This window comes from Bradyrhizobium sp. NDS-1 (assembly GCF_032918005.1).
Lineage (GTDB): Bacteria > Pseudomonadota > Alphaproteobacteria > Rhizobiales > Xanthobacteraceae > Bradyrhizobium > Bradyrhizobium tunisiense.
Genome location: NZ_CP136628.1, coordinates 888,392 through 901,716 on the forward strand (window position 1 = coordinate 888,392; position 13,325 = coordinate 901,716).

Sequence of the window (13,325 nt, forward strand, 5' to 3'; positions counted from 1 at the left end):
CTCATGTTCTCGAAGGCGTGCACGGCGATCGCCTTCACCGGCCGCTGGGTCCTGCGCGGCGGCATTGATCCCTCTGTTCAGCGCGGAATCCGAGACGACTTGATTGCTCCAGATCCGGCCGATCGGGTCAGCCTTGCTGACCGCACGCGCGCGTTGCGCGACGAGATAGAGCAGGCGATCGAACACTTGCTGCCGCAAGCGGCACGGCGGCCCTGCCGCAGGTGAGTTCCCGCAGAAACGCCGTCGCGCACGTCGTTTTCAACGCGAAAACGCACGTTTTCGTCGTCTCAAGCAAAAATCAAAGTCGCCTCAGGCGAAAATCAATCGTTCGCGAAAGCTCCGGGCCCGTCCGGGATGCATGGTGTGGTGACCAACGAAGTGCCGGCGCTTTGGCACAACGGAGTTTTCCATGTCTCAGATTGATCAGATTCATTCGATCGGCCCAGCGATTGCGGGCTCACGTATTTTCAAGGTCGCCGCCTTTCTGTACGGAATTGCGGCTTATCTCGTGTTCTTCGTCACCATTCTCTATGCCATCGGCTTCGTCATGGGGGTGATGGTACCCAAGACCATCGACACAGGAACGCAGACTCCGCCGGTTGAAGCCGTCATCGTCAATCTGCTCTTGATGTCGCTGTTCGCCATTCAGCACAGCGTGATGGCGCGCCAGCGGTTCAAGGCGTGGTGGACGCAGTTCGTCCCCAAGCCGGTCGAGCGAAGCACCTATGTGCTGGCGGCGAGCCTGTCATTGCTGCTCCTGTTCTGGCAGTGGCGTCCCTTGCCGTCCGTGGTATGGAACGTCGAGAATCCGGATCTTGCGGTGACACTGGTCACGCTGTCCTTCGCCGGCTGGGTGGTGGTGTTCACCTCGACCTTCATCATCAATCATTTCGAATTGTTCGGATTGCATCAGGTGACCAACCACCTGGCCGGGAAGGAGATGACGCCGCCGCGCTTCAAGACGCCGCTGCTCTACAAGTTCGTGCGCCATCCGATCTATCTCGGATTCATCATCGCGTTCTGGGCGGCGCCGACCATGACCGCGGGTCATCTGCTGTTCGCGGTCGTCACCACGCTCTACATCTTCGTCGGCATCGCGCTGGAGGAGCGCGACCTCGTCGCTCTCTTCGGTGACGAGTACCGGCAGTACAAGCAACGGGTCTCCATGCTCATTCCCTGGCGCAGGTCAGTCTAATCTCGGCCTCGTGGCAGCAGCTTCAACGGGCCGACGAAGATCAGCCTTATTCAGGCGTTAGCGCCGTCGCGAAGGACGAGGCGTGCGCTCGGCGCTCTCCAAAGCGCGGCTTCTGCATCATATCGAGAGGGCGGCAGTACGCCGCCCTCTCCTTTCTTCAAGGCAGAACGACGGATCAGCCGCCGCGCGATTCGACGACCTTGCGGCAGGAGTCCGAGAGCTTCGACTTGTTCTCGCGCAGACAGGCGTTCATCTGCGGGGGCTTGCCGACATGTTCGGCGCAGAACTTTCCGGCATCACCGCGGCAGGCCATTTGCTCCTGGACCGATGGACCGGATTGCGCGGCAGCGGGCAGGACGGCGGCAGTCAGCAGCAGCGCGGCAAGAGCTGAAATCTTCATGAAGCACCTCATTGGATCGGCGTTGGTCCCGACCGGGATCAATCGGCCCGAACCATTCCGCGAAGGCCGCTCACGGGTCCATGCCATGTTCATGGCATCGGCGCCGCAGTGCGGTCACGGCATCCCCCATCTTCATGGCATGTATCCGCGCGCCGACTTTTGCCATTCAGGCTGCACCTCGGCTGCGAAATCCGGTGATTGCATCGGAACGCCGAACGGAAGCAGGAGAGCGAAGGATGTCGAAGAAAGCTGGAACGCTGAGCGCGGGGTTGACGGCCATGGCGCTGGCCGGCGCGGCGATGGTGTCGCTGGGCACGAGCCCGGCGCAGGCGGTGGTCTATTGCAAGACCGTCGGCGTGCCCAAGGGCTGCGTGGTGCGGCCGACTGCGGTGGTGGTGGGAGCCCCGGTCGCGAGGGCCGCGGTCGCAACCCCCGGCGTCGGTGCGCCCGGTGTCGGCGTGCGGGCGGGAACGCCGATGAATCGTGGCGGCCCGGTCAATCGCGTCGGCGTGCGCTGATATTTCCATTCGATTGAATGGATTGCATCGCTTCGGGCCAGGGCCTTGCGGACGAACGCCCCCCGTCCTCCGCAGGCAAATCATCCGGCCCGTTCCCTCTCTCCGCGTGCCCCACACGTTCGGAGAGGGGGCCTTTCAGCCCGCGGCCGCGTCGCTGTCGGGAAAGCGCTGCGGCAATTGCAGCCGCACGCGCGTGCCGGACGCATCCGAACTCAGATCGAGCACCGCACCGCAGCGCGCGGCGCGGCTTCTCATGTTGCGCAGGCCGCGCGCGGTTTGGCCCGCGCTGGCGGCCTCGCCATGGCCGCCCGGCGCGAAACCATGGCCGTCGTCGGTCACGCTGATCACGCCGTACGGCCCCCGGTCCCCGTCGAGCGTGTCGATCGTGACCGCGATGCGGCGGGCCTCTGCGTGCTTGACCGCATTGGTCACGGCCTCGTCGAGGATGCGCACGATCTGGATGACGTGCCATGGCCTGAGCTCGGGATGCAGCGGCAGGCCCTGCGGCGTCGCCACGCGCCAGTCGAGCGTGATGTCGTGCGGCCGCAATTGCGCGCTCGCGCGTTCGCGCCAGGAGCCGAGGGCGAGCATCAGGTCGCCGCCGATGTCGTCCATGGAATCGATGACGAGACGCAGATCCTTCAGCGCGGCACGGGCGGCGTCGGTGATGGTCGCGCCCTCATGGCCGCGCTCGGACAGCGCGACGATGCTGACGAGCTGGCCGCCGAGGCCGTCATGCAGGTCGCGCATCAGGCGCGTGCGCTCGTTGGCGAGTGCGGCGGCGCGCGCGCGCTCCTCCTCGCGGGCAAAGCTCGCCTTCAGCCGCTCTTCGGCCTCGCGCACCCGCGTCACGAGCTGGCCGGCAAAGCTGTCGACCTGGTTCAGCGCGCGGGCAAAGCGCCAGGTCAACCCGGCGCCGATCGCGACCAGCATCGCCGAATAGGACAGGCGCGAGACGAAGATGCGATCGTTGCTCACGATCTCGAGCACGGTGAGCATGTCCTGGATCCAGCAGACCAGCACGATGGTCACGGCACAGCCGATCGTGAAGCTCGCCGCGTCCTGCCGCCGCACCACGGCGGTTGCGGTGACGCAGGCCATCAGGGCCAAGCAGAGCCCGACGGTGGGGATGCCGAGCACCAGGAACAGGATGCGCGGCAGCGGCGGGCCCCCGATCAGCCCGACCACGAACACGACGATTCCAGGCACGAACAGCAGCATGGCGTAGCGCGGCCAGCGCCAGCCGAAGAACAGCACGGCGAACATGACGATCAGCGCGCTCTCGGTCGGCGCGGACGCCAGCAGCACTGCGGCCAGCCGGGACACGGCGGCCGGCGGCACCGGCGGCGGCGCGAAGGCCTGCACCACGCCGAGCACCATCGCGGCGGCCAGCACGCCGTAGACCGGCTCGTGGCGCCGCATCAGCCACATGATCGCGAGGATGACGGCCAGGATCGACTGCCAGGCCGAGAACACCACGGGAAGCGTGACGAACAGCAGCGTGCGCGTTTCATAGGCCGGGCGCAGGGCGGCGTCCGGCCCGACATAGACCGTATCGAGAAAGCCCTTGAGCGGTCCCCATACGAACAGCCGCACCGTGATCTCGTTGCTGCCCTCGCGCAGCAGCGATGCGGGGATCGCTGCGATCTGCGGCGTGTTGCGGTCGGGCCGGTTGGCATTGGCATCGCGCCGGGAGTCGAGCACGACGACACCGCCGACGGCGACCTCCACCGCGTTGCTGAAGCGCGGCAGGTACACCGACCATCCCGACGCCGCGTCGCCGCTACGGAACGTGAAGGCGCCGGTGTAGAGCGGCGGATCGGCCAGCGAATGGCGCGACGCCGTGAAATGCGGCAGCGTCACGGGCAACGTCACGCCCTCTTCCCGCAGCGAAAACCCGCTTAGCGCGAAATCGTCGGGATCGCTCGGCTGCAGCAGCCGCAGCCCCAGAACGGTGGCGATCACGATCAGGGCCTGCAGCAGCAGATAGGGCACGAGGCGCGAGGTAATCAGTCGGCGCCGCGGTCGCGTGGGTGCCTTTGCAGGTGCCTTCGAGGACGCCTTGGCCGCGATCTCGCTCACAGCTTGATCAGGCCTTGCTGCACCGCCTCGAACACCGCTTCGCTGCGCGTGTGCACCTCGAGCTTGCGATAGATGTTCTTGATGTGGCCGGGCACGGTCTGCTTGGACAGGCCGAGATGGCTGGCGATCTCGGCATAGCTGAAGCCTTTGGCGATGCCCCAGAGGATGTCGATCTCGCGCGGCGTCAGCCTCGCCGTGTTCAGCGCGGGGCCGGGCGGCGGCTCTGCCGAGCTCTGCGCCGCACCTTGCGTCCTGCGCACGATGAAGCGCGCGATCGAGGCCGAGATCGGCGAATGGCCGGCGACGAGATCGCGCACGGTGGTGGCGATGTCGGTTGGGAAGGCGTCCTTGAGCAGATAACCGGTGGCGCCGACCGTGATCGCGGAGATCACGCTTTCCTCGTCCCCCAGCGCCGAGATCACCATGATCTCGGTGTCGGGAAAGCGCTGTCGCGTTTCGCGAATCAGCTCGATGCCGTGGCCGTCGGGCAGCCGCAGATCGGTCAGCAGCACGCGCGGCGCGCCGCCGGCAAGCGCAGACCGGGCTTCACCAAGCGTGCCGGCGCTGCGCACCTCGTAGCCGGCCTTCACCAGCGCATCCTGTAGCCGCCAGCAGGTCGGCGCGTCGTCCTCGACGAGGAGGATGGTGATGGTGTCACCCGTCTCGCCCTGTTCGGTCATGATCATGGCCCCGCGACCCGCGTGTCCCCCGCGGCGCAAGACAAGTTTACCCGGACCGGGGATGACGGGACACCCATAATCATGGGGGCGGCGACAACTCGGTCCGGGGTCAGGCGTGGAGGGTTGGTTGCGCCTGGGCGAGCGCGCGTCCTCGTCGTTCGCGCTGCAATCGGGGCGCTGATGAGGTCTGCTCTGCCCCAGATACCGGGCCATTGTGGCAGCTCATCGAACGTCCGAGTTGGCCAGAAGCAGACTTGAGTCGCCAATGTCCCAACGCTATCCGCCCTATGTAGCCTTCGATCTCTGCCTCTACTTCGGAGACCTAACATCGATGTTGTAAAACGCTTCCATTAACCAGCGACCATCTCGCCGCACAAAAACTTCCATAAGCTGCGTTCTGCTTACGCCATCACCTGATAGAGCAGCGCCGCTGGGTGTGTCCTTGAGGCCGTGTATCTCGTTATCGATATCCACGATGGCTACGTCGCCCGTGATGAAACGAAGCCGTCGAATGTTTTGTTTTTTTGTCGTTCCTTTGAAGATGCCCGCCAAGATTTGAACCTGTCGTTGGCAGAAAACCTCTTTGCCAGACATATCAGTTCCCGATGTATTGAACGCCGAGATGTCCAGTGCCGCCGATTGGCAAAAGCGGGATCCATCGCCATCGTTCCATGCGGACACTTGCTCTGCAACAATGGCGCGTATAGCCGCTTCCCCAGCACCATCTTGTGCGTTTGCGGAATGAGAAATCACAGTAGTCACCAAGATCAGAACAAGGCGATTTTTCAACATGATCAACACCTCAACGCCGGGAGGAGCGGGGCCGTCAAGAGCGTCGCAATGACGTTGTCAATTCAAATACGAAATTGCTCTGGCGAAAAATTAGGATTGCGGTCGGTCGTCGTAGTTGTCGTAGTGTTCGGTATCTAGCTATCTGAACCGAGCACCACCTATCTGCCGCTGTGGCGAAACGCAATCCTCTCCCCATTCTGTACGAAGGTCGGACTGGGAGGCAAGGTCTTCAGGCCAAGTTGGCCAACCAAAATGTCCGCTTCAAGTCAAAAATTGCCCTCAACATGTCCGCTTGGGTCACAAGCCGCCGATCACGATCACGCGGGGTAACTTCCGCTTTGCCTTGCGGACCAAACGTTAGCAGCGCACACCCCAGCCCGGCTCAGGAAAGATCACCCCGCGGCGGCGGATAGCGCCCGGCCAGCATCGACAGCGGCAGACGCCGTTCGTCTTGCGGCAGCTCCAGATAGGCCAGCACGAGCGGTCGCTTCCAATCGCCGACGCCGAAATCCATCGCCGTCCATTTCTGCGGCTCGGGCCCTTCGAGGCCCCGCACCCAGACGAAATAGCGGGGAAGGTCGTCGGTGTCGGCTTCCGTCGTGCGTCTCCTGGCCATCGAAGCTGTCCCACTGCACCAACAATCATTGCAGCACGATATAGGAAATATCCGGGCGAAGTCGAACGCCATGCGGATTAAGGAAGCTGCCCGCGCGGGCCGGCGAGCGGCATGGCAGCCGTTGCCGTCAGGATTCGATCCGCTCCAGAAATGATCGCGTCAGCGAGACAACCTCATCGAGGTTGGTTTCAAGCAGCCAATGGCCGCCATCCAGGAGATGCAGTTCGGCGTCCGGCAGGTCACGCAGATAGGCTCGCGCAGACTGTTCGGGCATGTAATGATCTTGCGGCCCCCACACGATCAATGTCGGCGGCTTGTGCTGCTGAAGATAGCGGCGGTGCTCGGCAAACCATTGGCGGTTCGCCTTGAGGCCGAACAGAACGTCTGCCGCGGCGTCCTTTCGCCGCTCGGTCATCAGCGACCAGTGCAATTGCCAAAGATCCGGTGCGATGAGGCCCACCAGATCTGAACGCACGTGGTTGAGGAACTCGTCGCGGAAATTGTCCTCAGTGACGGCCGCCCGCATCGCGGCACGCAATTCCTCGTCGGGCAGCGACCAGGACTTCTCGATGTCGGCGTATTTCGGGCCCAGCGCATCTTCGTAAGGGATGTCACCGTTCTGAATGATCTGGGCCACCACCCTCTCGGGCCGCATGATCGCCAACCTGGCTCCGACCGGTGAGCCGAAATCATGAAGGTAGATCACGAAGCGCTCGATCTTCAGCTCCGTCACGAACTGGTCGAGCCAGCTGGCGTTGTCGGCCAGTCTCGGCATCAGATTGCGGAATTCGTAGGATGAGCAGGGATAGCCGTGCGGCAGGAGAACGACGGGCGCGCGTTCTGGTCCTGCTTCGCGGTAAAAAGTGTCCACCGATCCGATCTGAACCCTGCGATGTCTGACGCGTGTGTCCATGTTCGCTTCCTTTGTACATAAAGCGCCCTTTGCGGAAGGGGTTCCCCGGCATTCCATCTGTTCGCGCCGGGTAGAACACGCGTGGTTCGGACGGAACAACGATCGCAAGCGACCGTTACGAACGACATTGGAACGGGGAGGTGGTCTTGATCCACCATGTCTCGGTCGGCACGAATGATGTCGAACGCTCGAAGCGCTTTTACGATGCCGTCTTGCCCATTCTCGGCATTGTTCCGATGGCCGAGGACGAGGGTGGACTGGGGTACGGAAGCGGCACCTTTCACTTCAGCGTTCAGGTTCCGATCGACGGACAGCCTGCGACCGTCGGCAACGGCTCGCATATCGCCTTCGCCGTCGAAAACCGTTCGATGGTTGATCGATTTCACGCAGCAGCATTGAAGCACGGCGGCAGCGACGATGGCGCTCCGGGGCTGCGGCCGAATTACGATCCCAACTACTATGGGGCGTTTGTCCGCGATCCGGATGGTCACGAGATCGAGGCCGTGACCTATTCAGCGAAATAGTCGCGAGCGGGAGGCGCCCATGTCGACCATTTCCTATGCCATCATCGAAGCTCCTTCCACGCTGGGCCTGGCGACCGACGGTGTGGAGCGCTTGCCCGAGCAACTCTTGGACCTTGGATTTGCCGAGCGCATCGGCGCGCGACGCGCCGCGCGGCTGGCGGTGCCGCCGAAGGACCCGGCGCCCGATCCCGAGACCGGCACATTGAACGCCAGGGCACTTGCCGCGTGGTCCCCCAAGCTCGCCGACGCGGTGGAAGCGGTGCTTGACGCGGGTGAATTTCCGGTGGTGCTGGGCGGCGATTGCACGATCCTGCTGGGCGCGATGCTCGCGTTGCGACGGCGCGGCCGCTACGGCCTGTTCTTCATCGACGGTCACGCCGATTTCTTCCAGCCCGAGGCGGAGCCCAACGGTGAGGGCGCTTCGATGGAGCTCGCTTTCGTGTGCGGCTTCGGTCCCTCGCTCCTGGCAGACATCGAAGGTCGCGCTCCTCTGGTCCGCGCTGAAGACGCTGTCGCGTTCGCGTATCGCGATCACCGGGATCAGGAGGAGTACGGGAGTCAGCCGCTTCCCGAAGTGCTCAAGGCGCTGGATCTCCCCGCAGTGCGCGCAAGAGGTATCGAGGCCGCTGCGTGCGAGGCGGTCGATCACCTGACGCGAGCCGAACTGGACGGCTTCTTCATCCATCTCGACGCCGACTGTCTCGACGACGCCGTCATGTCGGCTGTCGATTTTCGCGTGCCGGGCGGGTTGTCGTGGCACGAGTTGTCGACCGCGCTCGGCGTTGCCCTGGCGAGCGGCAAGGCAGTAGGCCTCGAGATCACCATCTACAATCCGCACCTGGATGCAGACGGCAGCGCCGGGCGCGGCCTGGCCGATGTGCTCGCAGCCACGCTCGGAACAGCAGCACCGACACGGCGAACAACCAGCGCTCGCCGGCGCAGCTGAGCGGACTCCGAACGACAGCGTGGGATGTCTGCCGGGCCGGCCACGCGGGACCGGAGGTTGGTCCAAAAGATTCTGGTTGACCGAAATTCGGAAATATCGTATACGTCGCCATCCCGGCCCATGGATAAGGGGCGTTTCGCGATCGTCACGATACGCGGGCGGGGTGGCGGTGGACGTGGAGCGCATCGGCGCGCCAGCAATCGCAGGGCGGGCTTTGCCCGTGAGCGGTTGAGCAGCGCGCACACGACCGGTGCGGTCCGCGTACGGCAAAAGCGTGTCGTCCTGACGCCCGGGGTCTGTGCGTCAAGGCTTGCGGTGATGTCGCTGCCCGACCGGGCGTGCGCGTCAGCCATCCGCAAGGCGACGGGGGCAATAGTGCATCGCTCCCCGGGGAGAGCACGCCATAAGCCGTCAAACCACTGCGCAGGGAAAGGCCGGGATGTCCAGGCTGCCCTGTATGCCGCTGTGCATCTATCTTCGCGCAATTTGCGCACAGCGGACCGCGGGTGCCAGCCGGCGCCCGGCCTTCCCTGCGCCCTTTCCAAGGAAGGGGCGTCAAGAGAAGCACAGGACTCGGGCGTCATGCGCCGCGAGGCTGTAGGGGCGTGTCTTCGTAGCAGGGTGTCTTCGGTCTGGCATGGCCGCGCCACGCGAAACCCAAAGGGCGAAGCGTGGTGCCCCTGGCCGGAATCGAACCAGCACTCCTTGCGGAACTCGATTTTGAGTCGAGCGCGTCTACCAGTTCCGCCACAGGGGCCCTCGGTCGGCCCTTGAAGGGAGCGTCGCGAAGCCGGCGGACTATAGCCATGGACAAAGCGGGGTCAACCCGCGCCAAAGTGATGCCCAGCGTTCTCGACAGCCGCATGGACCGGAGTTAGAGGCTTGGGGGCGCGACCCACCGGAAAGAGGCTGCCGTGACGATCCAGAGTGCCGCGATACCTGCGTTCAAGCCGGCCGCCGGCGGCGCCGCGCTGGCGGCCTCGCTGCTCGTCACGCTGATCGCGGCCGCGACCATCGCGGGCGCCTGGTTCTTCCAGCTCGTGCTGGAGATCTTGCCCTGTCCGCTCTGCCTCGAGCAGCGCTACGCCTATTATCTCGCGATTCCGCTCGGTGCGCTCACGGCGATTGCGGCGCGAAGCGGCGCGCCGCGGCCGTTGCTGCTGGCGGGACTTGCCATCCTCGCGCTGGCGACGCTCGCCAATGCCGGTCTCGGCGCCTACCATTCCGGCGTCGAATGGGGGTTCTGGAAGGGGCCGACCGATTGCTCCGGTCCCGTCGTCAATCTCGGCAATGCCGGCGATCTTTTTTCGAGGCTCGACACCGTGAAGGTGGTGCGCTGCGACGAGGTGCAGTGGCGCTTCCTCGGCCTCTCGCTCGCCGGCTTCAACGTGCTGATCTCGCTCGCGATGGCCGCGATCGCCGCATGGGGATTCGTGGCGACGGCGAAGCGTGCGTAGCTGCCGTGGGTGCCCTAGGGCAAAGGCGCGCTCTTCGCGCGCCGCGCCCACTACCTCTGACGATTGAGAGAGATCGCGGGCACGGCGCAAGTGCGCCTTTGCCCACCCGACGAGAGTGGCGCTCTGCTAATCGTCCACGTCGTCCTGGGTGCGTCCGAACAGATGCACGATCCCCGGCGTCGCGATCGTCACGAACACGAAGCGCGACAGATGATGGGCGCCGACGAAGATCGGGTCGATGTGCAACGTCAGCGCCAGGGCCAGCATGGCGTCCATCGCCCCGGGCGCGAAGGCGACGACGACGTCGGAGAATTTGACCTGCGTGGTGAGTGCGACGATGCCGACGAAAATGGCGGAGACGGCGATCGCCACGGTAAACGAGCCCAGTGCCGCGTTGATGTGGCCGGCGAGCGTCTTGATCCGCATCCGCGCGAAACGGCTGCCGATCAGCGCGCCGATCCCGACCAGAGCCGCGCCGCGGCCCCAGTCCGGCAGGCCACCCTCGATCCAGCCGGCGCCATGCAGCACGCTGGAGGCGATCATGGCGCCGAACATCCAGCTCGCCGGAAACCTGATCAGCCGCAGCAGAAGCGCCAGGGCCAGCGAGGCCGCGACCAGCTCCACGATGTCGAGCGGCGAGGCAATCGTCGTCGCCATCGGCGACGGCGCGGCAGAGGGGGCCACGCCTGCGAGCGCGAGCACCACCGGCAGTGCCGCGGTGAGGATGATGACGCGCATGGTCTGCACCACCGCGATGCCCGGCAGGTCGGCGCCGCGCTCGACCGCCAGGATCGTGATCTGCGACAGCGCGCCGGGGCTGCCGGCAAGGAAGGCCGAGGTGCGGTCCCAGCCATGGATACGTTGGAGGTAATAGCTCGAGCCGAAGGTCGAGCAGAAGGTTGCGAGCGCAAGCAGGCCGATGGTGAGGGGATAGGCGCCGACCTGCTGAAGCAGATGGCGCGAGACCACCGAGCCCAGCGAAATGCCGAGCAGCACCAGCACGGCCTGGGTCAGCAGCGGCGGCAGCGACAATTGGCGACCGGCGATTGCGGCGATGGCGACCGCGATCATCGAGCCCGAGATCAGCCCGCCGGGAAGGCCGGCAAACAGAAACACCAGGCCGCCGGCGGTGCCGATGACGAGCGTCTCCGCCGCGCTCAAGATACTGGCGCGGCTCGGCCATTTGAACGGCAGGGAGGCGGTGATCTGCTTCACGCCGCCTTATTGCAAATCGGCGAGAGGCGCACAATTGCAGGCTCGTCATGCCGCAATGCGCGCGCCTCGCCCTGATGCTCGTGGAGGATCGCGCGCGACTTACTTCTTGTCGGCGGCAGGCGCGGCAGGCGCGGCAGGGGCGGCGGGCGCGGCAGGCGCCGCGGTGCCGGCCCTCGCCTGCTTCTTGCACTCGCGGCGGAATTTCTTGCGCTCCTTGCCCTTCAATCCCTTGGCGTCCGCCTGCCTGGAGCATTCGAGCGATTCCGCCGAGCGTTCCTTCGGCGCCTTCCTGTCGGCAATGGCGGCTGCATCGGGCTTGGTTGCCGGCGCGGCGGTCTGCGCGAAGGCGGCGCCGCTGGCGAGGAGGGAGGCGAGAGCGACGGCGGCGAGGCGGGACGTGAAGGTCATGTGTTGCACTCTGCTTGCGAGAATTACGAAGGGCTGCGAACGTCGGCTCGCGTTGCTGAACGCGACATGAATGATGAGAACGACTCGATCACTATATTTTGCCGGCCTAACGCATCGCATCCTTGTCGCAAGCGGCCGGCACGCTAGGATAGCAATGTTCGTTTCACTTCCGTCGAGGAAGACAAAGGAGGAGAACCAGGGATGACCGTTCAATCGAAACTGTTGTGTGTGATCGCAGCGTCGGGCGTCGTCGCATTCATTGCGAGCGCGCCGGCGCAGGCGCTGACATCGCAGGAATGCAGCGCGAAATATCAGGCGGCCAAGAAGGACGGCTCGCTCGGCACCATGAAGTGGAATGATTTCCGCAAGGCCCAGTGCGGTGCCGACGCAACGCCTGCGGCTGCGCCTGCCGCGGCGGCTCCGGCCGCGCCCGCGGCTCCCGCCGAGCCGAAGCAGGCGAAGAAGGAGGCCGCGCCCGCCGCCGCACCGGCGCTGCCGGCCGGTCCGGCGATCTATCCGAACGCGGTCGATCCGAAATATGCCAAGGAGACCGCCGGCAAGGCCCGCCTGCACACCTGCGTCGACCAGTACAACGCCAACAAGACCACCAACGGCAATGGCGGCTTGAAGTGGATCCAGAAGGGCGGCGGCTATTACAGCGAATGCACCAAGAAGCTGAAGGGCGCCGCCTGAGCTCGGGTCCAACGCGACAACGCGATGGCCGGAGTTGAGCTCCGGCCATTTCTCGCAAGCCAATCGCCTAGTCGAGCAGCTTTTCAGCCGACTTCGCCACCAGTTGCGCCCGCTTTCGCGGGCCGCGCTCGACGAACAAGAGGCTCTGGCCGAAGATGAAGCAGTAGAACAGGAAGGCCTGCGCCTCGGCCTCCTCGGCTGCAAGCCCGGTCGCGCGATAGAGTTCGGCGACGTGCTTGAGCCGCGCGGCATCCACGCCTGCCACCGCGGCCGCAGCGTTCTCGTCCGAACGAGCCCATTGCCGGATCGCGAGCTCGATCGCCATGGCTTCCGGATTGAGCCGCTCCGAATAGAGCTGGATTACCGCCTTCAGCCGTTCGCGGGGCTCCTGGCCGTCGAGGCGAGTCTGTTGTGCAATCGAGGCTGCGCGCCCCTCGCGCCAGCGTTGCAGCATGGCATCGAGCAGCGCGGCGCGGTCGGCGAAGCGGCGGTAGAAGCCGCCCTTGGTGACGCCGAGGCTCTTGGCGAGCACCTCGACCCTGACACCCTCGACCCCCGAGCGGGCGAGCTCGGCAAACCCCGCCTCGACCCAGACATCGCCCTTGCCGTCGCTCATGAAGGAAGCCTCGCCAATTCTTGATACGGTGCCGTATTGCTAGCGCGGCGGCGCCCTGATACGCTACCGTATCAAGAAGCCGCCAAAGGGCAGAACAGAGCGGGAGGAATTGCGATGGAGCGAGAGGCGCCCTATCGCGGCACGGTCTATCCGTGGCAAAGCGATATTGCCGGCTTGCACATGGATCGCAGCCAGCGCAGCTCCACACCGTTCGTCGATGCCATCCGCGAAATTGCGTTGCGGCACCTTGCCGAAGTGGTTGGGGTGTAG

At 64.9% G+C, this 13,325-nt stretch carries 17 protein-coding genes and 1 tRNA gene; 8 read left to right on the forward strand and 10 right to left on the reverse strand.

Going from position 1 to position 13,325, the window contains the following annotated elements:
- The first annotated feature begins 3 nt into the window (after positions 1–3).
- Both RX330_RS04115 and mddA read left to right on the forward strand, forming a co-directional pair.
- Positions 4–225 carry a hypothetical protein gene (locus RX330_RS04115; protein ID WP_317242157.1) on the forward strand — a complete coding sequence of 74 codons (222 nt, stop codon included), beginning with the start codon at positions 4–6 and terminating at the stop codon, positions 223–225.
- 184 nt (positions 226–409) lie between these two features.
- Positions 410–1,195 (forward strand): methanethiol S-methyltransferase, encoded by a 786-nt coding sequence (mddA, locus tag RX330_RS04120; protein WP_317242158.1) that lies wholly within the window; start codon positions 410–412, stop codon positions 1,193–1,195.
- 175 nt (positions 1,196–1,370) lie between these two features.
- On the opposite strand, the gene RX330_RS04125 is transcribed toward mddA, so the two are convergent.
- Entirely contained in the window at positions 1,371–1,595 is a 225-nt protein-coding gene (locus tag RX330_RS04125; protein WP_212079745.1) for a cysteine rich repeat-containing protein, read from the reverse strand.
- Between the two features lie 236 nt (positions 1,596–1,831).
- On the opposite strand from RX330_RS04125, the gene RX330_RS04130 reads away from it, so the two are divergent.
- Entirely contained in the window at positions 1,832–2,113 is a 282-nt protein-coding gene (locus tag RX330_RS04130; protein ID WP_212079746.1) for a hypothetical protein, read from the forward strand.
- Between the two features lie 135 nt (positions 2,114–2,248).
- On the opposite strand, the gene RX330_RS04135 is transcribed toward RX330_RS04130, so the two are convergent.
- The 5 genes from RX330_RS04135 to RX330_RS04155 all read right to left on the reverse strand — a co-directional run bounded on the left by RX330_RS04135 (position 2,249) and on the right by RX330_RS04155 (position 7,196).
- Positions 2,249–4,195 carry a sensor histidine kinase gene (locus RX330_RS04135; protein ID WP_317242159.1) on the reverse strand — a complete coding sequence of 649 codons (1,947 nt, stop codon included), beginning with the start codon at positions 4,193–4,195 and terminating at the stop codon, positions 2,249–2,251.
- Positions 4,192–4,875 (reverse strand): response regulator, encoded by a 684-nt coding sequence (locus tag RX330_RS04140; protein ID WP_212080762.1) that lies wholly within the window; start codon positions 4,873–4,875, stop codon positions 4,192–4,194. The genes RX330_RS04135 and RX330_RS04140 overlap by 4 nt, the downstream gene beginning before the upstream one ends.
- A 309-nt stretch (positions 4,876–5,184) precedes the next feature.
- On the reverse strand, positions 5,185–5,667 hold the full coding sequence (locus tag RX330_RS04145) for an SgcJ/EcaC family oxidoreductase (RefSeq protein WP_212079748.1): 483 nt from the start codon (positions 5,665–5,667) through the stop codon (positions 5,185–5,187).
- A gap of 382 nt (positions 5,668–6,049) precedes the next feature.
- On the reverse strand, positions 6,050–6,283 hold the full coding sequence (locus RX330_RS04150; RefSeq protein ID WP_317242160.1) for a hypothetical protein: 234 nt from the start codon (positions 6,281–6,283) through the stop codon (positions 6,050–6,052).
- Between the two features lie 127 nt (positions 6,284–6,410).
- A complete protein-coding gene (locus tag RX330_RS04155) occupies positions 6,411–7,196 on the reverse strand; it encodes an alpha/beta hydrolase (protein ID WP_317244054.1) in 786 nt (261 codons plus the stop codon).
- A 146-nt stretch (positions 7,197–7,342) separates the two neighbouring features.
- Between RX330_RS04155 and RX330_RS04160 the strand changes: the two genes are divergently transcribed.
- Both RX330_RS04160 and RX330_RS04165 read left to right on the forward strand, forming a co-directional pair.
- Entirely contained in the window at positions 7,343–7,720 is a 378-nt protein-coding gene (locus RX330_RS04160) for a VOC family protein (RefSeq protein WP_317242161.1), read from the forward strand.
- Positions 7,721–7,739: 19 nt separating this feature from the next.
- The gene (locus RX330_RS04165) at positions 7,740–8,666 is read left to right on the forward strand and encodes an arginase family protein (protein ID WP_317242162.1); all 927 of its coding nucleotides are present in this window, start codon (positions 7,740–7,742) and stop codon (positions 8,664–8,666) included.
- A 672-nt stretch (positions 8,667–9,338) separates the two neighbouring features.
- On the opposite strand, the gene RX330_RS04170 is transcribed toward RX330_RS04165, so the two are convergent.
- Positions 9,339–9,423, reverse strand: a tRNA-Leu gene (locus RX330_RS04170).
- A 157-nt stretch (positions 9,424–9,580) separates the two neighbouring features.
- Between RX330_RS04170 and RX330_RS04175 the strand changes: the two genes are divergently transcribed.
- Complete coding sequence (locus RX330_RS04175) at positions 9,581–10,123, forward strand: disulfide bond formation protein B (protein ID WP_212079752.1); 543 nt, start codon at positions 9,581–9,583, stop codon at positions 10,121–10,123.
- A gap of 126 nt (positions 10,124–10,249) precedes the next feature.
- Here RX330_RS04175 and RX330_RS04180 read toward each other — a convergent pair whose 3' ends face one another.
- A complete protein-coding gene (locus tag RX330_RS04180; protein WP_212079753.1) occupies positions 10,250–11,338 on the reverse strand; it encodes an AbrB family transcriptional regulator in 1,089 nt (362 codons plus the stop codon).
- 99 nt (positions 11,339–11,437) lie between these two features.
- Positions 11,438–11,746 (reverse strand): PsiF family protein, encoded by a 309-nt coding sequence (locus tag RX330_RS04185; protein WP_317242163.1) that lies wholly within the window; start codon positions 11,744–11,746, stop codon positions 11,438–11,440.
- 201 nt (positions 11,747–11,947) lie between these two features.
- On the opposite strand from RX330_RS04185, the gene RX330_RS04190 reads away from it, so the two are divergent.
- Positions 11,948–12,439, forward strand: a complete 492-nt coding sequence (locus tag RX330_RS04190; protein ID WP_317242164.1) for a hypothetical protein — start codon at positions 11,948–11,950, stop codon at positions 12,437–12,439.
- Between the two features lie 67 nt (positions 12,440–12,506).
- On the opposite strand, the gene RX330_RS04195 is transcribed toward RX330_RS04190, so the two are convergent.
- Positions 12,507–13,055 carry a TetR/AcrR family transcriptional regulator gene (locus RX330_RS04195; RefSeq protein WP_212079756.1) on the reverse strand — a complete coding sequence of 183 codons (549 nt, stop codon included), beginning with the start codon at positions 13,053–13,055 and terminating at the stop codon, positions 12,507–12,509.
- A 114-nt stretch (positions 13,056–13,169) separates the two neighbouring features.
- On the opposite strand from RX330_RS04195, the gene RX330_RS04200 reads away from it, so the two are divergent.
- On the forward strand, positions 13,170–13,325 hold the full coding sequence (locus RX330_RS04200) for a hypothetical protein (RefSeq protein WP_317242165.1): 156 nt from the start codon (positions 13,170–13,172) through the stop codon (positions 13,323–13,325).